At 68.9% G+C, this 19,893-nt stretch carries 18 protein-coding genes and 1 riboswitch; of the genes, 8 read left to right on the top strand and 10 right to left on the bottom strand.

The features are described 5' to 3' along the window. Positions 1-62: 62 nt before the first annotated feature. The gene (locus G361_RS0115375; protein ID WP_019927980.1) at positions 63-926 is read left to right on the top strand and encodes an alpha/beta fold hydrolase; all 864 of its coding nucleotides are present in this window, start codon (positions 63-65) and stop codon (positions 924-926) included. 275 nt (positions 927-1,201) lie between these two features. Then, the gene (locus G361_RS0115370) at positions 1,202-1,663 is read left to right on the top strand and encodes a GNAT family N-acetyltransferase (protein ID WP_019927979.1); all 462 of its coding nucleotides are present in this window, start codon (positions 1,202-1,204) and stop codon (positions 1,661-1,663) included. A 239-nt stretch (positions 1,664-1,902) separates the two neighbouring features. Here G361_RS0115370 and G361_RS0115365 read toward each other — a convergent pair whose 3' ends face one another. The 3 genes from G361_RS0115365 to G361_RS0115355 all read right to left on the bottom strand — a co-directional run bounded on the left by G361_RS0115365 (position 1,903) and on the right by G361_RS0115355 (position 4,155). Further along, on the bottom strand, positions 1,903-2,292 hold the full coding sequence (locus G361_RS0115365) for a DUF397 domain-containing protein (RefSeq protein ID WP_019927978.1): 390 nt from the start codon (positions 2,290-2,292) through the stop codon (positions 1,903-1,905). A gap of 67 nt (positions 2,293-2,359) precedes the next feature. After that, positions 2,360-3,190 (bottom strand): SAM-dependent methyltransferase, encoded by an 831-nt coding sequence (locus G361_RS0115360; RefSeq protein WP_026343072.1) that lies wholly within the window; start codon positions 3,188-3,190, stop codon positions 2,360-2,362. Positions 3,191-3,252: 62 nt separating this feature from the next. Then, positions 3,253-4,155, bottom strand: a complete 903-nt coding sequence (locus tag G361_RS0115355) for a helix-turn-helix transcriptional regulator (protein WP_019927976.1) — start codon at positions 4,153-4,155, stop codon at positions 3,253-3,255. Positions 4,156-4,322: 167 nt separating this feature from the next. Between G361_RS0115355 and G361_RS43735 the strand changes: the two genes are divergently transcribed. Further along, the gene (locus G361_RS43735; protein WP_019927975.1) at positions 4,323-4,508 is read left to right on the top strand and encodes a hypothetical protein; all 186 of its coding nucleotides are present in this window, start codon (positions 4,323-4,325) and stop codon (positions 4,506-4,508) included. 1 nt (position 4,509) lies between these two features. Beyond that, complete coding sequence (locus G361_RS0115345) at positions 4,510-4,761, top strand: hypothetical protein (protein ID WP_036494126.1); 252 nt, start codon at positions 4,510-4,512, stop codon at positions 4,759-4,761. 63 nt (positions 4,762-4,824) lie between these two features. Here G361_RS0115345 and G361_RS0115340 read toward each other — a convergent pair whose 3' ends face one another. Continuing rightward, positions 4,825-6,045 (bottom strand): CdaR family transcriptional regulator, encoded by a 1,221-nt coding sequence (locus G361_RS0115340; RefSeq protein WP_019927973.1) that lies wholly within the window; start codon positions 6,043-6,045, stop codon positions 4,825-4,827. Between the two features lie 206 nt (positions 6,046-6,251). Next, positions 6,252-8,360, bottom strand: coding sequence for an AMP-binding protein (locus G361_RS0115335; protein WP_026343070.1), 2,109 nt, complete (start codon positions 8,358-8,360; stop codon positions 6,252-6,254). Between the two features lie 501 nt (positions 8,361-8,861). Between G361_RS0115335 and G361_RS0115330 the strand changes: the two genes are divergently transcribed. Further along, positions 8,862-9,878 carry an alpha/beta hydrolase family protein gene (locus G361_RS0115330; RefSeq protein WP_063711813.1) on the top strand — a complete coding sequence of 339 codons (1,017 nt, stop codon included), beginning with the start codon at positions 8,862-8,864 and terminating at the stop codon, positions 9,876-9,878. A 337-nt stretch (positions 9,879-10,215) separates the two neighbouring features. On the opposite strand, the gene G361_RS43730 is transcribed toward G361_RS0115330, so the two are convergent. From G361_RS43730 to G361_RS0115305, 4 genes are all read right to left on the bottom strand, one after another. Beyond that, the gene (locus tag G361_RS43730; protein ID WP_196814485.1) at positions 10,216-11,028 is read right to left on the bottom strand and encodes an SAM-dependent methyltransferase; all 813 of its coding nucleotides are present in this window, start codon (positions 11,026-11,028) and stop codon (positions 10,216-10,218) included. Positions 11,029-11,057: 29 nt separating this feature from the next. Then, positions 11,058-12,374, bottom strand: coding sequence for a sensor domain-containing diguanylate cyclase (locus tag G361_RS43725; protein WP_019927968.1), 1,317 nt, complete (start codon positions 12,372-12,374; stop codon positions 11,058-11,060). 724 nt (positions 12,375-13,098) lie between these two features. After that, the gene (locus G361_RS0115310) at positions 13,099-13,437 is read right to left on the bottom strand and encodes an Lsr2 family protein (RefSeq protein WP_019927967.1); all 339 of its coding nucleotides are present in this window, start codon (positions 13,435-13,437) and stop codon (positions 13,099-13,101) included. 226 nt (positions 13,438-13,663) lie between these two features. Beyond that, on the bottom strand, positions 13,664-15,415 hold the full coding sequence (locus G361_RS0115305) for an NRAMP family divalent metal transporter (RefSeq protein ID WP_019927966.1): 1,752 nt from the start codon (positions 15,413-15,415) through the stop codon (positions 13,664-13,666). Positions 15,416-15,862: 447 nt separating this feature from the next. Then, positions 15,863-16,036: riboswitch (M-box (ykoK) riboswitch) on the bottom strand. A 120-nt stretch (positions 16,037-16,156) separates the two neighbouring features. Between G361_RS0115305 and G361_RS0115300 the strand changes: the two genes are divergently transcribed. The 3 genes from G361_RS0115300 (at position 16,157) to G361_RS0115290 (ending at position 18,844) form a co-directional block, all read left to right on the top strand. Then, positions 16,157-17,164: a cation diffusion facilitator family transporter gene (locus tag G361_RS0115300; protein WP_019927965.1), complete on the top strand. Its 1,008-nt coding sequence runs from the start codon at positions 16,157-16,159 to the stop codon at positions 17,162-17,164. 147 nt (positions 17,165-17,311) lie between these two features. Next, on the top strand, positions 17,312-18,361 hold the full coding sequence (locus tag G361_RS0115295; RefSeq protein WP_019927964.1) for a cytochrome c oxidase assembly protein: 1,050 nt from the start codon (positions 17,312-17,314) through the stop codon (positions 18,359-18,361). A 132-nt stretch (positions 18,362-18,493) separates the two neighbouring features. Then, positions 18,494-18,844: a hypothetical protein gene (locus G361_RS0115290; RefSeq protein ID WP_155981463.1), complete on the top strand. Its 351-nt coding sequence runs from the start codon at positions 18,494-18,496 to the stop codon at positions 18,842-18,844. A gap of 36 nt (positions 18,845-18,880) precedes the next feature. Here G361_RS0115290 and lexA read toward each other — a convergent pair whose 3' ends face one another. After that, complete coding sequence (gene lexA, locus G361_RS0115285; RefSeq protein WP_052172801.1) at positions 18,881-19,588, bottom strand: transcriptional repressor LexA; 708 nt, start codon at positions 19,586-19,588, stop codon at positions 18,881-18,883. Positions 19,589-19,893 lie beyond the last annotated feature (305 nt).

Here is a 19,893-nt window from a genome sequence, read left to right as displayed (position 1 = left end):
CACATACCCGCCATGTAAGTGAAGGCTTGTTTACAAATCGCGGGTGTCGAATACTGGACGCCATGGCGACGGCGATGGTGAACGGGCTCCGGATCGGATACGAACTCATCGGGGACGGTGACCGGCCCTGGGTGCTCACCCCGGGCGGCCGATTCCCGAAGGAGACGCCCGGCCTGCGGGAACTGGCCGAGAAGCTGGCGGCCGCGGGCAACCGGGTGCTCATCTGGGATCGGCCCAACTGCGGTGAGTCCGACGTGTGCTTCACCGGCGACAGCGAGTCCGCCCTGCACGCCGATACGCTCGCCGCGCTGCTCACCCACCTGGACATGGCGCCTGCCGTCCTCGCCGGCGGATCCGCGGGCTCGCGCATCGCGCTGCTGACCGCCGCCCGGCATCCCGGCGTGGCTCGGGCGCTGGCGCTGTGGTGGATCAGCGGCGGGGTGATGGGACAACTGGTGCTGGGCAATGTGTACTGCGCCCCGAACATCCGCGCCGCGTGGGCCGACGGGATGGCCGCGGTCGCCGCCCTGCCCGACTGGGCCGAGTCGATCGAACGCAATCCGGCCAACCGGGAGCGCATCCTCGGCCAGGACCGGGAGACCTTCATCGCCACCATGGAGCGGTGGATGATGGCCTACTGCCCGCAACCGGATCGCACCATCCCCGGCCTGCCGGACGAGGTGGTCAGCGCAATCACGGTGCCCGCGTTGGTGTTCCGCAGCGGCGCCAGCGACGCGCACCACACCCGCGCCACCTCCGAGGCCATCGCCGAACTGCTGCCGGCCGCGCGGTCGGCCGAACCGCCGTGGGGCGACCGGGAATGGCACGAGCGCCAGGCCGAGCGGGCCCGCACCGGCGGCCTGTTCGTCCGCTGGCCGCTGCTGGCCCCGGCGCTGCTGGCGTGGGCCGAGCAGATCGGCTCCTGAAACCGTATCCGCGGAACGACCTCCCGGAGATCACCGCATGGACCGGGCTGTGCGCAGTAACCTAGGGGCACAGCATTTTCGGAGTCTCTGTGACCGCTCACAACCGTGCGGGAGCATCCGGCCGCCGGTTCCGTCCCGATCCGCCGGCCGGGGACGGCCCGCGCACGGAACCGCATACCGCAAGCGAGACAACCGCTTACACTCGACAGTCCGGCGGGGGGAACCGCCCGGGCGGATGTCGGCCGGTCGGAGCTCCGGGGTCAGGGGAGGCGGACATGGAGATCGCTGCGGTGCCGCAACCGGCCTACCGCCAGGCCACACTGCCCGACCTCGACGGCATCGCCGCCATCGAGGCCGAGGTCTTCGACCAGCCGTACCAGTATCAGCATCTGCGGCAGCTGTTCGAGGTGGATCCGGCGAGCTTCATGGTGGCCGATCTCGGCGGCGCGGTGGTCGGCTACACGATCGGGCAGGTCCGGGGGCGGCAGGTGTGGCTGCTCAGCTTCGGGGTCGCCTGCGTGTTCCAGAGCCGCGGCTACGGGCGCGCGCTGCTCGACCGGACGCTGCGGCGGTTCGAGGCGTCGGGCTCCGACGCGGTGTGCCTGACGGTGGCGCCGGACAATCTCACGGCCTACAACCTGTTCAAGCAGAAGGGATTCGAATTCGTCCGCCACGACGAGCGCTACTTCGGGCCCGGGGAACCGCGGGATGTGCTGGCGTGCCGACTGCGTGGCTGATCGGCTGTGGGATGTTCGAAGATGCGCGCCGGATGCCGTGAGTTGCACGAGATTCCGCGTGGATCCAGCGGTGCGTGGGTACAGTGGTTGGCGCGCAGGGGGATTCGGCGGACCGACAATGGCGAGGACACCGACCCGCGCTCGTGGCAGCGGGCGCGGGTCGATGTGTGAGCCCGCAGGGTAGCGGGAGCACACAGGTGCCTCGACCGTTCGCGGTCGTGACCTGATCGATCAGATGGTCAGGCGAGGTCGAATTCGCCGTTGCGCACCCCGTCGAGGAACGCGTCGAGTTCGTCGGCATCGAAAACGAGTTGGACCTCGGCCACGGGCTGCGCGGTGGCGGCGCGGAACACATACGCGCCGTCATCGCGTGGGGTCACCGTCAACGCGTGGTGATCGGTGCTCCCGGAACGCACACCCGATTGGAAGGCGTCGAACTCGGCGTCGGTCAGCACCAACAGCTCGTCCGCGGGCAACACGGTGGCAGCCGTGGTTCCCGCGGTGGCGAGCTTGTCGTCCCAGACCGCCGTCCAGCCCTGTTTGCGGGCGACCTGCACGCAGTTCTGATTGGGCGAACTGGCCACGGCTTTGTGGAATTCGCCCGCCGTGAAGGCAGGTGGCATCGTCATGATTGTCCTTTCTACGGTGTAAAAGATCCGGCACGCTGTCGGCCGGACGATGGGGGATCTCGCGAAGTTACGGTTTGTGGCCGACAGCTGCGAGATTGGAGTCGAAGGAGGCGTCCTCGGTGTCGACAGGGCCGTCCGGATGCCACTCCGGTGCATACACGATTCCCGGTTCGACGAATTCGAAACCGTCGAACAGAGCACCGAACTCGGCGCGGCTGCGGTAGGTGAGCGGGTCGGAGGTCTTCGCGTACACGTCGGTGACCTCGTCGCCCCGGTCGATCGTCGCCTGATCGAGGCCGTCGGTGGTGGCATGGGTCATCGCGACGTAGCTACCGGAAGGCAATCGGTCCCGCAGGGTGGCCATCACCTTGCGTGGCTGGTACTCGTCCGGCACGAACGGCCACACGCTGCAGAGCAGCAGCCCGATCGGCTGATCCCAGTCCAGCAGCCGCCGCGTGGTCGGATGATCGAGGATCGCCTCCGGCCGGCGCAGGTCCGCGTCGAGGATCGCGGTGGTGTCGAGCGCGCCCTGGGCGCTGAGCAGTTCGTGGGAGCGGTTGACCGCCTCCAGGTCGTTGTCGACGTAGACCACCCGGGCGCCGGGCAGCACCGAACGCGCCACCTCGTGGGTGTTGCCGACCGTCGGCAGGCCGGAACCGATGTCGAGGAACTGCTGGATGCCCTGTCCCACCATGTATTTCACGGCCCGCTGGAGGAAGCTGCGGTTGTTGTGTGCGAAGAGGTCCGCATACGGCGCGATCTCGAAGATGCGCTCGGCGAAGATCTTGTCGATCTCGAAGACCGCCTCGCCCGACAAGTAGTAGTGATAAAGCCGGGCCGACGAGGGTCGGCTGGCGTCTATCTCCCGGGGCTGTGACTCGAACTCGTTGTCACTCATGCCCGTTGCTCCTTTTGTAGTTGTGCCCTTTTGTGGATATGCCCAGCTATGTATGCCCCGCTTCAGGGCGTGCTGAACGTCTTGCGGCGGAACGATCGTGCGACATGGTCCATGAACTGCCGGGAGTCCTCGGCGCCGAGCGCCGCGGCCGATAATCGGGTCCACACCGTCTCACGGGTCGAGACCGCCGCCTTGTCGTCGATGTAGCGGATGTCGCCCTGACTCTCCACCACCGCGATGTCCAGGTCGCCGGCCGCGCCGGGTGACGGCACCCGCACGAGGGTGAAGCGGTCCTCCATACCCGCGCCCCGGGTGGCCGCCGTGAACGGCAGCACCTGGATCAGGATGTTGGGCCGCCGCGACAGATCCGCGAGGTGTTCCAGCTGCTCGACCATGACTCCGCGTCCGCCGTACTCGCGGCGCAGGCAGGACTCGGACAGAACCGCATGGAACGCAGGAGGATTCGTATCGAGCAGGATGGCCTGCCGCGCCAGTCGCGCCTCCACCGAATCGTCGATGCTGACCGCGTCGCCGTCGGTCGGCAGGTAGCGGTCCGGCTCGTGCAACGCGCGAATGTAGGACTCGCACTGGACGAGTCCGGGCATGATCTCGGCCTCGGCGACGCGCAGCCGCCCGGCGTGGGCCTCCAGATCGACCAGCAGCCGCAGATCCTCGTGGTACGCGCGCCGGTATCCGGTGTTCCAGAAACCTCGTTTGTGGTTGTCGCGCCGCAACTCTCGTAACGCGTCCAGGTATCCCGGGTCGACGAAGCCGAGCTTGGCGGCCAGGCGTTCCAGGTCGCCGACCGTGATCGAGCTCGAACCGTTCACGAGCATGGCGATGCGACTCTGGCTGGTCTCGATGTACTTGGCAGCCTCGGTCTGGCTGACGCCCGCCGTTGTGATCATGTGTTCGATCTCGCGCCCCAACAACAGCTTTCGCGCCGTCCGCAATCGCGTACTCATGCGAACAGGGTATCGGCGCGGTGCGATTGCTGGAATCCCTTTCGTCCCAACCTCTTACGCAAACGTGATAATCACGCTAGGATCTATCATGTTCACACTATCATAGTTTCGGTATCCGGATGATCATGATCACACCGTGATACGCTTCCGTGCGAAGGCGGCAGCCCATGACGACGACCACGCAAATCCCTTGGGCAGCTTGCCGTTCCGGCGATCGATGGGCCTGTGGTGAGGTCGCCGGCTACCTGACCGAGCCGGATGCCCGCAGCATCCTCGGTGTGGAGCACTCGCCCGGTTGCGGGCGCTGGCTGGCGGCGGTGGCCTATCTGTCCGCCGGCCTGGACGAGGACTGAGATGCCCGGGATGCAAATGGTGTTGGTGGTTTTCGGCGGGTTGTTGGTGCTGTGCGCATCCGCGCTGTGGGTGAGTCTGAAGCCGGCCGGGGCGCACACCGCACCGGAGCACGAACTGTCGGTCAACGAGGCGCACCGGGCGATGCAGCGCCATCGCGGCTGCAGTCGCGACGACTGCCCGCGCAAGGAGGCGGCGTTCCGGGTGCTCGTGGAGGCGGGGCGGGTGCGGCCGGATTCCGGCCGCCTGTACTGAGACCACCCGGTCCCGGGTGGTCGTTTCACCGTGGCCCCGGTCTCCCGGGGCGCCGGATTCCGCTCAGCCGCGATAGGTCCGCGCGACCAATGCCGAACGCAGATACCACAATCCGCTGGCCTGGGTCGGGTCGAATCCGGTCAGCTGCCCGATGCGCTTGAGCCGGTAGTCGACGGTGTTGGTGTGCACGTGCAGCAGCCGCGCGGTGCGCTGCCGGTTGAGGTTGTGCGCGATGTGGGTCTGCAGGGTGTCCAGCAGTTCCGGATGTTCGTCCAGCGGATCCAGCAGCGAGCCCAGATATTCACGGCCGGGGCCGGGCCGGGTCAGCTGATACTCCAGGGCCAGATCGTCGAACCGGTACAGCGCCGGCACCGAATGCAGCCGGGCCACCATGTCCAGCAGTTGATGCGCCTGATCGGCGGCGGTGGGCACCGCTTCGGCGGCGGTGGTCACCACGGTGGCGGTGATCGGCACCCGCGCCGCCCGTGCCAGCCGGCCGATCAGCTCGTCCAGCTCGGCGTCCTCACAGCCGTCGGCCGGGATCAGCAGCGTGCCGCCGTCGACCGACAGCAGCGACAGCGCGGTCTCCCCGCAGTGGGTCGCGATCTCCGCCTGGACCCGGCGCAGCTTGCGGCGGGCCACCACCTTCGCGTCCAGCATCGGATTGGATTCCTCCGGATGCTGCGGAATCGACAGTGCCAGAACGCGATAGCGATCGGCGATCTCGATGCCGCACTCGCGCGCCATGGTCGAGGTGGGATGTCCGCCGAGCAGTGCGCTGGTGAGGGTGTGCACCGCGGTGTGGTGTTCGGACACCACCGCGCGCAGTTCCTTCACGTACGCCATCGACACGGCGGTGGTCATGGTGTCGAGCAGCTCGACCACCATCTTCGCGCCCTCCACCAGGCTCTGGTAGTCGGTGAGCGGCACGGTGAGCTGGGCGTCGCTGTCGCCGCTGTCCACCGCGCGGTGCTTGTTGCCCGCGGCCGCGACGACCAGATCGAAGCCGATCTTGAAGCCCTCGTGGATGGCGTGGTGGATGGTGTCGATCGGCACGCCCTCGCGGGCCCATTGCGCCGCAGCGTCTTTCAGCCGATCCGTCTTCTCCTGGATGTCGTTGCCGTCGAGCATGCTGATCGCCAGCTCGAGGCAGATCCGGGTGATGGTGGTGACGTCGCCGTAGATCGCGTCGCCCGGCAGGGTTCCGCAGGGTGCGACGTTCTCGACGAAATGGCCGACCATCTGCCGCGACAGTGCCCAGACGTCTTTCAGCGGGGAGGACATCGGGCGTCCGGAGACGGTGAGGCCCGGTCGGTCTGGAGTGTGGACAGACATCGGTGACGACTTCCTTCCGCCCCCGTTACGGCACTGCCGAGTCAACGTAACCTTTTCGAGATCCACGGGGGTGACTTCGGTCTCGAATAGTGATACTTCGCGAAAACTTACGGGGTGTCGATGGTGATCGATCACAATGCCCGCGACTTACGTTGTCACAGAACCGATTCGTTCAGGACAGTATCGGTCGAGGGGACGCCGACCAGCAGCCGTTTGAGAACTTTGCCGGTCTCGCCGCGCGGCAGCGACGACAGGAAGGTCACATCGCGGGGCACCGAGAAGCGCCCCAGCCGATGCCGGACATAGGTGCGGATCATGTCCGGATCGAGTCCGAATCCGTCCCGCTTGACCACGAAAGCGGCCAGCCGCTGGCCGAATTCGCGATCCGGTACGCCCACGACCGCGACGTCGGTGACCTGCGGCAGATAGGACAGCGCCTCCTCCACCGGACGCGGGAAGACGTTCTCGCCACCGGAGATGATCATCTCGTCGTCGCGGCCGGCGATGTACAGCCGGCCGTCGGCGTCGATGTACCCGAGATCGCCGGTGTCGAGCATGCCGTCGGCCTCCTCCGGCGGCGTCGAGTTCACGTACCCGTCGAACAACATGTGGTTGCCGACGTAGATTCGCCCGGTGGCCCCGATCGGCAGCGTGGTGCGGCCGGAGTCGAGGACCGCGATGCGGGTGCCCAGCGGCGGCCGACCGGCGGTCAGCGGCGCGGTGCGCAGATCCGCCGGCGTCGCGACCGTGGCCCACGACACCTCGGTGGAGCCGTACACGTTGTAGAGGATGTCGCCGTAGGTGTCCATGAACCGCAGTACCGCCGCCCCGGACAGCGGCGCCCCGCAGCTGGCGGCGATGCGCAGGGTGGAGGTGTCGTACCGGGCCCGCACCGAGATCGGCAGATCGAGGATGCGCTGCACCATGGTCGGCACCAGCACCAGCGTGGTGATCCCGTGCTCGGCGACCAGGCGCAGGGTGTCCTCGGCGTCGAACTGCCGCGGCAGCACCACCGTCGCGCGCAGCGGAGTGCTCAGTTGCAGGGCCGCCAGTCCCCAGGTGTGGAACAGCGGCGCGGGGATCAGCATGGTCTCGTTCATCCGGAACGGGATGCGCGACAGCAGCGCCGCGACGGTCGCGAAACCCTTGGGTTCCGGGCGGCGCGCGCCCTTGGGGCTGCCCGAGGTGCCGGAGGTCAGCACCACCAGCCGTCCCGGCCGCACCGGGCGGCGGAAGTCGCGGTGCCCACTCGCGATCAGTTCGTCGAGGGTGAGCCGGCCCGGTACCGGTGAGCGGCCGTCGGTGGCGAAGCGCGCGATGTCCGCGTGCAGATAGCGCACCAGCTCGTCCAGATCGCCGTCGACGAACAGATGCCGCAGCCGGTGCTGCTGCACGATGTCCTCGATCCGCCGGGCGGCGAGCCCCGCGTTCAGCAGGATCACGTCGACGCCGAGTTTGCCTGCGGCGACCATGGTTTCGACCATGCCGGCGTGGTTGTGCGACAGCAGGCCGATGGCATCGCCGAAGCCGAGCCCGAGATCGGCGAGCGCGCCGGCCAGCGCGGTGGTGCGCTCGTGGACGTCGGCGAAACTGCGCTGCCCGCGGTCGTCGACGATCGCGGTGCGGTCGGGGGCCAGTCCCGCGCCGGCCGCGTAGCCGCCGGCCAGATTGAACCCCCAGCGGGCCAGACCGCTCAGTTGCCGGGTGCTGCGGATCGGGCCGGCGACGCCGATCACGCCGGTGCTGACCATCCGGCGCGCCACCTCGGCGCGCTGCCGCATGGGTGTGTCCTCGCCGTTGACGACCACCGCCGTCGGCGCGCCGAGCACCACGTCGGACAGTCGCCGCAGTCCGGCTACGGCCCAGTCGGCGATATCGGCATTGGACGCGGCCGCCGCGACCGGATGGACCCGGCCGGCGGCGAAGAAGGTGATCGTGATGCGGGTGCCGCCGCGCCGGCCGTCCGGGCCGGCCTCGCTGTCGCGCAGGCGGACCGCGGCGAGGCTGCCGGTGACCGGGTGGTGCAGTTCGAAGAACTGTCCCACCAGACCGACAACGAGGTTTGCTGAAAATGTGCTGATACCTGTGTCGCTGGTACCGACCCGGACCTGCCAGAGCGGGTTGCCGCCGATGGTCTCGAGCCGATCGCAAGCGCCGATGCCGGTGAAAATACGTGAATAGGTCTGCGCATCGGTGAGCAGTTCCCATACGGTATTACGCGTGACAGGCAATTCTGCGGTCACGTCGATCACATCGGTAGCCAAATCAATACACTTCTCGCGGGCCGGTCCGAAGGATCTGGACCAGTGGGAACTTATTTGTAACCGCTGGTGACACCTTTCGTCAAGAAGGGTGTCCGGAGGTCGTCTTCCGAGGCGGGCGGAACCGTGGATAAAGTAGCCGGAATGTAATTCTACCGATATTCGGGCCGTGTCGGGGCGAAATGGGAATATGTTGTGAAAATTCCCTGATCAGGCAATCTCGGGTTTGTGATCCGCTGCGGACGTGCGGTGTGCCGATCGATTGCCGGGTGAGATTACCCCGGCGCGCTCGACCGCGCACGCCGAGGTCGGGGCCCGGCGCTCCCGGCGGGGGAGCCGCTATGTTTGCTGAATATTCGCTTCGGACCACCCGTTTGCCGGTCCCGATCGGCCGGGTGAACCGCGGGTCGGGAACTCGGCGGCCGCCTGTATCGTTGCCGGACCGGCGGTCCGGATTGTGCCGGATGATGGCATTTCCTGTACGACGTGAGTGAGTGTGGCGGTATGGCACGGCCTTCCCTTCGGAGCACCGCGCGGCGCTCGGCGGAACTGGTGACGGCGGCGCTGGTGTTGCTGGTGAGCTGGACGGCGGTCGGACCCGGCACCGCGGCGGGGGAGGGCCCGGCGGCGGCCGTCGCGCCGGACGGCTCGCACATCGACCGGGTGGACCGCGTCGACGACCGCCGCTCGGCGGTATCGGTGTACTCCGCGGCGATGCGGCGGATCGTGCGGCTGTCGGTCGTCACCCCGGCCCGGCCGGCGGGACCGCGCCCGGTGCTGTATCTGCTCAACGGCGCCGAGGACGGCCTGTTCCCCGACGGGACCGAGGTGTCCTGGCAGACCCGCACCGATATCCGCGACTTCACCGCCGGCAAGAACGTCACCGTCGTGGACGTGCTGGACGGCAGATACACCTATTACACCGATTGGGTCGCCGACGATCCGGTGCTCGGCCGCAACGAGTGGACCACCTTCCTCACCGCCGAACTGCCGCCGCTGATCGACGCGGCCTTCGACGGCAACGGCCGCAACGCGATCGCCGGGGTATCGATGTCGGCCACCGCCGCGCTGGCGCTGGCCGAGGCCGCGCCGGGGCTGTACCGGGGGGTCGGATCGTTCAGCGGATGCGCGCAGACCGGCACGGACCCCGGCCGCCGGTACGTGCAGGCGGTCGTCCTCTCCGGCGGCGGGAATCCGTGGAACATGTGGGGCGCCGACGGCGCGTCCGCGTGGACGGATCGCGACCCGTCGACCGACGCCAACCTCGAGAAGTTGCGTGGCACAGACCTGTTCATCACCGCCGGCGATCCGGGACGGGCCGAGGGCACGCCGAATTCACCGGCGGGACGCGGTCTGGAGGCCGCGGTGGCCGACTGCACCCGCGAACTCGCCGCGCGGCTGGACGCCGACGCGATCCCGGCCACGGTCGAGTACCTGCCCGGCGGGCAGCACGCCTGGCCGTACTGGCAGCAGGCCATGCACGAGGCGTGGCCCACGCTCGCCCGGTCCCTGGCCCGCTGACCGCCGGCCCGCGGCCGCGATGCGCGCGCGGCCCGCGCGGCCGGAATTCGCAGGTTCCGCGCACCGGTCCGATCGGCCGCGCGCGCCGAATACTCCAGTAGTACCAACGCATTCCGGCGAAACGGACCGGTATGCATGTCACACCGGCGAAACCGCAATCGGATGAAGGGAAGGACGAACCGAATGATCACGCATTTCTTCGATCAACTGCTCGGCGCAGTCAACGGCTTCTTCGGACTGCTGCTCATCCCGTAGCGAGGGCGATCACCGTCCGGGGTGGCAGACCGCCCCGGACGGTTCGGTACCGCACGATTCGGGCCGTGATGTCCGCCGGGACTCAGCGTTTCACCGCGACGGCGGCGAAACCGTCCAGCGGCCGCAGTTCCGGCACCGGCTGATCGGGATCGGGCCGCCAGCGCGCCAGATGGACCAGCCCGGGTTCGATCGGCACGAAATCGCCCAGCAGCGCGAGGATTTCGTCGTGGGTGCGCAGGGTGTCGCCGCGACCGGTGACCTCGGTGGTGACCGCGCGCATCCGTTCGAGCTGCTCGGCGGGACCCTCTCTGGTCAGATGCGACAGGGCCACATGGCTACCCGGCGCCAGCGCCTCGTACAGCTCCGCGAACAGCCGCTCGGCGACCGCGTCGTCGTAGACGAAGTGCAGGACCGACACCAGCAGCACCGCGATCGGCCGCGAGAAGTCGAGCAGTCCGGTCACCTGCGGATGTGCCAGTACCGCTTGCAGATCGGTGAAATCACCGTGCACCGCGGTGGCGTTCGCATTGTCCGCGAGCAGCCGGCGGCTCATCGTCACCGCCACCGGATCGATGTCGACGTACACCACGCGCGCGTCCGGGTCGGCCCGCTGCGCGATCTCGTGCACATTGCCCGCCGTCGGGATGCCGGAGCCGAGGTCCAGGTACTGGTCGATCCCCGCCTCCGCCAGACAACTCACGGCACGTTGCAGGAAGGCCCGGTTGGCCCGGGCGGTCCGCGGCACCTCCGGGATGACCTCGATCATCTTCGCCGCGATCCGGCGATCCACGTCGAAGTTGGCGAAACCGCCCAGCAGGTGATCGTAAACCCGTGCCGGGCTGGGGATTCGGGGGTCGATATCATCGGCCGCCCAATCGGGGAGCAGAGGTTGCACGACCACTCATACTTCCCGCAACCGCGTGATCAGTCCAGGACTGTGTTCTCCGCTACGGCGACAGGCCGGACGTCCGCGCGCGGCGTGTGCAGCACCCAGCGGTTCGGACCGGCGGCTTTTGCCCGGTAGAGGCCGGTGTCGGCGGCATCGAGCAGATGTTCGGCGTCGGTGCCGGAGACCGCGGTGACCACCGCGCCGAGACAGGCCGAGATGCTCAGCAGCAGACCGTCCACCGGAATCGGCTCGGCCACCGCCTCCAGCAACCGCTCGGCCACGACGGAGACCCGGTGGATGTCGCAGGGCGGCGGGAACAGCACCACGAACTCGTCGCCGCCGACCCGGGCCAGCAGTTCGGGTTCGGCGTGCCGGGCCAGCCGGGTGGCGACCGCGGTCAGCAGCCGGTCGCCGGTGCCGTGGCCGTGGGTGTCGTTGACCGCCTTGAAGCCGTCCAGATCCAGGAAGCCCAGCCCGATCCGATCGCCCGGCGCGGCGGCATCGATCAGTTCGGCCATGGTGTCGATCAGCTGACGGCGGTTCGGCAGCCCGGTCAGCGGATCGTGGCGGGCCTGGCGATGCAGTTCCGTCTGCAGGGCCCGCCGCTGCGTGGTGTCCTCGCCGACGATCAGCAGATAGGCTGCGCGAGCGGCGGATTCGGGCACCAGGGTGACCGCCCAGGCGGCCCAGCCCTCGCCGCCGTCGTCGTGCGCGTAGCGCAGCTCCAGCCGCAGGGTGCCCTCGCCCGCGGCCATCAGTTCGCCGGCGATGCGGCTGTGCAACTCGCCGCGGTCGTCCGGATGCACCAGATCGGCCACGGGCCGGCCGCGCAGCCGGGCCAGCGGGAGCCCCAGCATGGCCCTGAGCGCCGGATTGGCGTCCACCACCCGCCCCTCGGCGTCGCAGATACCGATCGCGACGGTGGTGTTGTCGAACACCACCCGGAACCGGATCTCGGCGGCGTTGCGCGCCTCGGCCGTCGCGGTGTGCAGCATCTCCAGATGCCGTCCCCGCGTGGCCAGCAGCTCCTCGGTATAGCCGCGGGACAGCGCGCCGAGCACGTCGAGCAGCCGATCGGTATGTGGCGCAACGATTTCCGCCAACGGCGCGAGTGCCGTGAACGAGCGGGACAGCACCTGCGGATCGGTCAGATTGGCCCGCACCAGTTCCGCGCCGACGTCCGCCGCGTCGATGACGCCGACCGGTTCGGCGACGGCCGCGGCCGCCAGACGGGTCAGGAACCCGGTCAGCAGCCGGTCCAGTTCGCGCATCGGCATCGGTACGAAACCGGTGTCCGCCACCGCGATTCGCCACTGCCGAGCCAGGTCCGCGAATTCGCGATTGTGTGTCACGTGCTCACCCCCCGGATCCGGCGCCGAAGCAGGTCCTCAGCCTACCGTGCTCCGGCCCGGTCGCCGGTTCGGTACGGCGGTACCGAACCTATCTTTTCGCTGTGAATCATGTTGTGACAGTGCCGATCAGTGCGAAACCCGCTAGGCTGTCGGTGAGCCTCGGTCGATGACCCCCCGATCGGGCCGCGGCTCATTGCGCCCGCCGAGTCCGATTCCCTCAATTTCCCCCTCGGCGGGCGCACCTCTCTTTCCGGCCCCCCACATGCTGCGGCGACGCCGTTCCGGTCACCTCCACAGACCACTCGGACGGCCTCGCCCGGCGGGCCGATACCCTTACCGCCCGAGCGCCGGTTCGGCCTCCCGGGGATGCGTTCCCGGGCGGCCGTGCGGGGTTCCGAAGGGCCGTCGCGCACCTTTGGCGCAGTTGGGCCGGTTGCCACTTCGCGCAGCCGCGAATGCCGTCCGAATCCCGAATACGCCATTGCGGGGCGGCCGCGGGCAATCGCGGTGCGCGCCGATCACTCCGGTCGAATCCGGGGCCGGCCGCCGGTGCCGGGGGACATCCCTGCGCCGCGAAATATCCTTGTGCGGCAAGGGATCAGCGCGGCAGGCCCGTTCGGACCGGTGCGCCCCTCCGGCCTGCGCCGGAAACGGCGCGGCCGGGCCGGTTCGCGTGCGTTGCGCCGCGGAAGCCGGGCCCGGCCGAGTGTTGTGCGCCGATGTGCTACTTGTTGGCTTTGTGGTAGGCGGCCACGATCTCCGAAGAAATTCGCCCACGAGCGGACACGTTGTAGCCGTGTTTCTTCGCCCATTCCCGGATCGCCACCGTCTGCTCGCGGTCGGCGCCCGACTTACGCGGAGCGGGACCGCCACCGACCTTCAGCCGGCCCACCTTCCGGGCCTTTTCCGTCCAGGGCTCGAGCGATCCCCGGAGTTTGCCGGCATTCAGGGTTGACAGATCGATTTCATAGGCCACGCCATCGATCGAGAACTGCACGGTCTCATCCGCTTTGGACTTCCCGTCGTAATCGTCGATGAGTGTGACGGTGACCTTCTTGGCCATGAGCGAGCCCTTTCACACGGACACACGGATCATCTGGGATTGTGTATACCGTACCCCAGCGCTGTCGAGGATAGCGAACCCAGCGTATTTCGGCGTTTCTCTCCGGGAATGCAGAAAGGCGGGGAAAACAATGCGGGGGCGAATTGCGAGCCATTCGGATACGCGAATCCCGTGGTCAGAGGGTATCCGCGGGGCAGCCGATGCGACTGCCCCGGACGGAACCCGCTCAGCCGCCGATGGATTGGATGATCTTCACCACCACCAGCGCCACCGCAATCGCCAGGTAGCCGCGCAGCGCGATCATCCCGGCCGTCCGCAGTGTCGAGAACGCCGGGCGCCGCAGGGTATCCAGGGCGGGCGTGCGCCAATTGTCGCGATCCTGCCCGAGGATCGCCTTGCGCTCGGACCGGGACAACGGGGTCGCGTCCAACTCCTCGATCTGATCCGGATCGAGGCCGCCCAACTCGGCCGCGGTGCGCTCCGCCGCGCGGCGGTCGCCGCGATGCCGGGCCACCGCGATCGCGGCGCCGCCGAGGACGCCGAGCACGGCGCCGGCGCCGAATCCGGCCTCCAGCATCCCGGTCGTGACGTCCGGGAAGAAGGTCGCCGTCGTCAGCGCGAGCGACAGCAGTACCAGCGACCAGACGATGACCCCGGCGAGGATGTTCTGGCGGGTGGTGTTCACCCACGGTCCCAGTACGGCCCGGTCGTTGCAGAGCAGCACCAGGAACACCGTCGCCGACGGCAGCAGCACGCCGGCCAGCGCCTGCACGCCCTGGGTGATCAGGCCCAGCACATGGTCCGGGCTGAACGTGACCGCGCCGGCGATGGTCAGCAGCAGCGCGTAACCGAGGTAGAACGCCGGCGCCTCGGAGATCTTCCAGTGCAGCGAATGCCGCTTGCCCAGGGTGTCGCCGAGGGCGTAGGTGGTGGCCAGGCCGACGGCGTTGGCCCCGATCAGCGAGGCGTCGAGCAGCAGGATCGCGAACAGCGCACCCGCCGTGGTGCCCAGGTGGTCGTGCAGCGCGTGGGCGACGGCCCCGGCATCGGTGAAGTGGCCCGCCGCCGCGGTGCCGCCGAGCCCGAACGCGGTGACCGCCATGATCGCGATCGCGCCTGCCATCACCACCACGATGCCGACACAGAGGTCGACGCGCTCGTACCGGATCCAGCGCGGGGTGATGCGCTTGTCGATGATGTTGGACTGCTGGAAGAACAGCTGCCAGGGTGCCACGGTCGTGCCGACGATCGAGACGATCAGCAACAGCAGCGTGGAATCGAGCCCGCCGGGAAACGACGGCAGGAATCCCGCGCCGACGGCGGCGGCGCGCGGATGCACCAGGAACGCGAGCGGGAACATCACGATGTTGATCGCGATGAGCCCGAACAGGAATCGCTCCCAGCGACGGAAGGAACCACCGGCCACCATCGCGAACAACAGCACCGCCGCGAGTGGCACCGCGATCGCCTTCGGCAGCCCGAAGTAGCCGAGCGCCATCGAGACCCCGATGAATTCCGTGACGATGGTGAGCGCGTTCACGACGAACAGATCGCCGACACTGAAAGCGCCCCAGAACTTTCCGAATCGCGCGAAGATCAGCCGGGCGTGCCCGACGCCCGCGACGGCGCCGAGGCGCACGACCATCTCCTGGTTCACGTACAGCACCGGGATGAGCAACAGCAGTGTCCAGCCCAGCGCCGCGCCGTAGTTCTGGCCGGCCTGCGCGTACGTGGCGATCCCACCGGCGTCGTTGTCGCCGACCATCACGATGAGTCCGGGCCCGAGGACGGCCAGCAACATGCGCAACCGCTGCGCGCGGCTGCGGCCGTGCGGACTGTCGGTCTCGCGGATGGTGCCCAGCGCGCCGACGATGTCGCCGACGTGCGCACTGTCCAGCACGGCGGTGCTCGCGCGGGCCGGCGTGACCGGGACCGTCGTGGTGTCGCGGCGGCTCCCGCCGGTGGAGAAGAAGGCCATGGCCGTTCCTCCCTTTCTGAACTCGGTCTGCGGGGCGCGGCGCGGCCACACCCGGTGAACCGGCCTACGGCAGCGCTGCCGAGGAGGCCGGGAAGAGATTGCGGTGCAACGGATTCGGGCCACCGCGCCGGTGCCGGCGACGGTGGGGTGAAAAGCCGGTTGTCACAACGGATTCCGGACGGATGACGAGTACGCGGGCACGCTGCCGCCGATCCGGCGGGCGCGCGGGAGCGCCGTGGGGGGCGGAGAACTCGATCAGGCGTCGACGGGGCGGTCGCAGCAAGCCGGGAACGAACCGGATGGTCGAACCGGACTACTCGGATACGGACTATCGCCGGACTTCATGTCGTCCCCTCACCTCCTTGCTGCCGAGACGCACGCGCGCGTCGTTCCGCCGTTCTGGATCGGCACCACGGGGAGGGAGCGATTCCACCGAATCGGTGGGAAAGCGCACCCCTCTCGTCAGAGCTTCGGCACTGTACGACGTGTCCCGATGGAGCCGGGAAGCCACTTCGGATCACCCCTTAATCCGGGGAGATCTGTCCTAACCCTGGGCGTCTCTCGACGTCGTCGGATCAGTGGCCTGTGTTCGTACAGGAGCCTCGCCTAGCGAGGTGCTGAACACGGAAATAGTGAACCGGGAACCCCGAGAAGTCAAGCCGATCGGGCCGGTCGCCTTGCATACATAGCGATGTGTGCATACTATCGCGGACAAGCCGGGCGGAACGAGAGGAGGACGCGGTGAGCGCAGCACACGGGTCCGGGGGTGGCCACGCGCACGCGGGGCACGACCACGCGGGCCACGCGATCGGCGGCGGTTCCGACGGCGATCGGCGCTGGCTGGCCGCGGCTTTGGTGGTGATCGTGCTGTTCATGCTCGGCGAGGTGGTCGCTGGTTTCCTCGCCGGATCGCTGGCCCTGCTCTCGGACGCCGCGCACATGCTCACCGATGCCGCGTCGATCGCGCTCGCACTGGGTGCGATGCGGCTGGCGGCGCGCCCGGCGGCCGGGCGGATGACCTTCGGCTGGCGGCGGGTCGAGATCCTGTCCGCACAGGCCAACGGGCTGACCCTGATCGGGCTCGGCATCTGGCTGGCGGTGGAGGCGGTGCGCCGCCTGATCCACCCGCCGGCGGTCACCGGCGGTCTCGTCCTGGGTGTCGCCCTGATCGGCATCGTGGTGAATCTCACGGCGACCTGGATGATATCGCGCGCCAACCGGACCAGCCTGAACGTCGAGGGCGCGTTCCAGCACATCCTCACGGACCTGTTCGCGTTCATCGCGACCGCCGTCGCGGGCGCGGTGATGTGGGTGTCCGGCTTCGCGCGGGCCGACGCCATCGCCACTCTGCTGGTGGTCGCGCTGATGCTGAAGGCCGGGATCGGGCTGGTCCGGGCGGCGAGCCGGATCTTCCTGGAGGCCGCCCCCGCCGACCTGGACCCGAACGAGATCGGCCGGGCCATGGCCGCCCGCGACGGCGTCGTCGAGGTGCACGATCTGCACATCTGGGAGATCACCTCGGGCACGCCCGCGCTGTCGGCGCACATCCTGGTCGAACCGGGCCGCGACTGTCATGCCGTGCGCGAGGACGTGGCGCACTGGCTGTCCGGCACCCACCACATCGGCCATGCCACGCTGCAGGTCGACCATGCCCGATCCGAGCTGATCCAGCTCGGCGGCCACGATCCGCACTGCGGCGACGCCCACGGTCCCACCCATCGCCGCCCGGAGGCCGCCGCCGGACACTGAGCGGGCCGGCGCGGGGCCGGACCCACCTGCACGCGAGGCGCGCGGCGGGATCGCGTTCCCGTTCCGGTCCGGTGCCGGGGACGGCCGGATCGAGGGGGCGCGGGCTCGGCGGAACCGGGGCAGGCCGATAATCGCGCGGTGGGATGGATGTCGACGCCGCTGACCGTACAGTCCGCCTTCGAATCCTTGCGCTGGGACGCGTCCACGGTGGTGATCACCGTGGCGCTCGCGGCGGGATACTGCGTGGCCCGGACGCGCGCGGCGCGCCGGGGTGAGGCGCCACCGGCCGGCCGCGCGGTCGCCTTCCTGCTGATGGGCGCGGGTGTCTGGTTGCTCACCGGAATCAGTGCGATCGGCGCGTATTCGTCGACGCTGTTCTGGGTGCGCGCGTTGCAGACGCTGCTGTTGCTCTACGTGGTGCCGTTCGGGCTGGCCGCCGGGCGGCCGGTCACCGTGCTGCGCGCGGCGCTGGGCGAGGCCGGCCGGGCCCGGGTGGACCGGGCGCTGGCCTCGTCGTTCGCGCGGACGCTGACCGCCCCCGCCACCGCGTCGCTGACGATCCTCGCCGCGCCGTGGATCCTGTTCCTGTCGCCCTGGTTCGAGGTGGTGCTGCGGCACGGCGCGGCGGACGCGCTGACCCGAATCCTGTTGGTGGCCATCGGTTTTCTGTACTTCTACTCGCGCCTGCAGACCGATCCGGTGCCGCGGCGCCACTCCCAGGGCATCTCGCTGCTGATCACCGTGTTCGAATCGCTGGCCGACGGCATCCTCGGCCTGGTGCTGTGGCTCGGGCCGCTGGTCGCGGCGGGCTATTTCGAGGGCATCGGCCGCACCTGGGGGCCGGATCCGCGGATGGACCAGATCATCGGCGCGGGCATCATCTGGGTGCTCGGCGATGTGCTCGGCCTGCCGTATCTGCTGACGCTGATGCGGTCGTGGGCGGCCGACGAGCGGCGGCGCGCCCGGGAGGTCGACGCGGAACTGGACGCGATCGATCGCGCGAGCGGGCCGGAGTCCGGCGATACCGGTGAACGGTCGGCAACCGGCGCTGCCGTCGAGCCGGCCGCCGGTGCGCGCGGTCGGTCCACTCGGCCCCGGGTCGCGGCCGCGGCCACCGCGGACGACGATGCCGCGCCCGCCACCACCGGACTCTGGTGGGAGAACGATCCGCAACTGCGGGACCGGTTCCGGCGCTGACGGCGGGGCGATCCGGCTGCTGCGCGCGTCGCGGGCGAACCGGCGGTCGCCGGAACGAGATTCTGGCACCATTCCGGCAACACTCGGTCCGGAGTCATCGAAAACTCACGATCGAGCGCCGATGATGGGGGCGTGCAAGGACTTCGACGTTCCGCCGCGCCCGCTGCCGGTCTGTTCGCCGTGCTGGCCGCCGCCACGGTGACCTGTGCCGGACCGGCCGCGGCCGGTCCGATGGCGGTCCTGCGGGGTGGCGCCGACATCACCGCGCACGTGACCGGGGAGCATCCCGGCTATCGGTGCCAGATCGCGGCGCACGGAGTCGACGGGCCGTGGCAGTCGGTGGGCGTCGACGGTGTCGTCGATCTCGATTCCGGCCCGTTGCCGACCGGGCGGCATGTGGTGAGTGTGCTCTGTGAGGATCGCGACCGCGGCGATGCCAGCGTGCACACGATCGCGCGCAATACCGAGGTGTTCACCCGCTGACCGGACCGCCGGAGCGGGTGAACACCGCCGGGTGGATCAGATCTTGCGGATGACCGTGACGACCTTGCCGAGGATCCGCGCGTCGTTACCCGGGATCGGCTCGAACAGCGGGTTGTGCGGCATCAGCCAGACGTCCTTGCCGGTGCGCTTCAAGGTCTTGACCGTCGCCTCGCCCTCGATCATCGCCGCGACGATATCGCCGTTCTCGGCGACGTTCTGCTGGCGGACGACGACCCAGTCGCCGTCGCAGATCGCGGCCTCGACCATCGACTGGCCGACGACCTTGAGCAGGAACAGCGAACCCTCGCCGACGAGTTCGCGCGGCAGCGGGAACACGTCCTCCACCGCCTGCTCGGCCAGGATCGGGCCACCGGCGGCGATCCGGCCGAGGACCGGCACGTAGGTGGGTGTCGGATGTTCGGCCGACGGCTCGGTCGACACCGGGCGCAGATGTCCGCCGGTGGCGCGCACGACGGTCTCGTCGAGACCCCGGACGTCCACGGCGCGTGGCCGATTGGGATCGCGGCGCAGGAAGCCCTTGCGCTCCAGGGCCCGCAGTTGATGGGCGACCGAGGAGGTCGAGGTGAGCCCGACGGCGTCACCGATCTCCCGGATGCTCGGCGGATACCCGCGTTCGCTCACCGAACTGCGGATGACCTCGAGCACCCTGCGCTGCCGGGCGGTGAGATCCGTCCCGTTGCCGGCCGATCCGGTGCCCTCGCCGCCGGTGCCGCCCTCCGCGATGGCGCCGTCATCGATGGCACTCGCATCGATGGCGACGCCGACCACGTCGTCGTGCCCGTCCACCGGAAATTCGCTCACGGTCGCCGTCCTCCGTTCTGTCCGTATTGCTCGTTCGTGCTGCACTGCTCGCTTGCGTACCGCGTGTCCGTACCGCGGGTGCTTCGAATGTAGTCCGGTCAACTGCCGGTTTCAAACATCTGTTCGACGCATGTCGGCGCAACCGGTGACTTCGTCGGTGCCTCGTGGTAGAAATTCGAACAGCTGTTCTTCGAACGAATGATCGAACAACTCGAACTCGCGTCCCG

Source organism: Nocardia sp. BMG111209 (assembly GCF_000381925.1).
Lineage (GTDB): Bacteria > Actinomycetota > Actinomycetes > Mycobacteriales > Mycobacteriaceae > Nocardia.
Note: the sequence above shows the minus strand (reverse complement) of the source record. Positions and strands in the feature narration are given on the sequence as shown.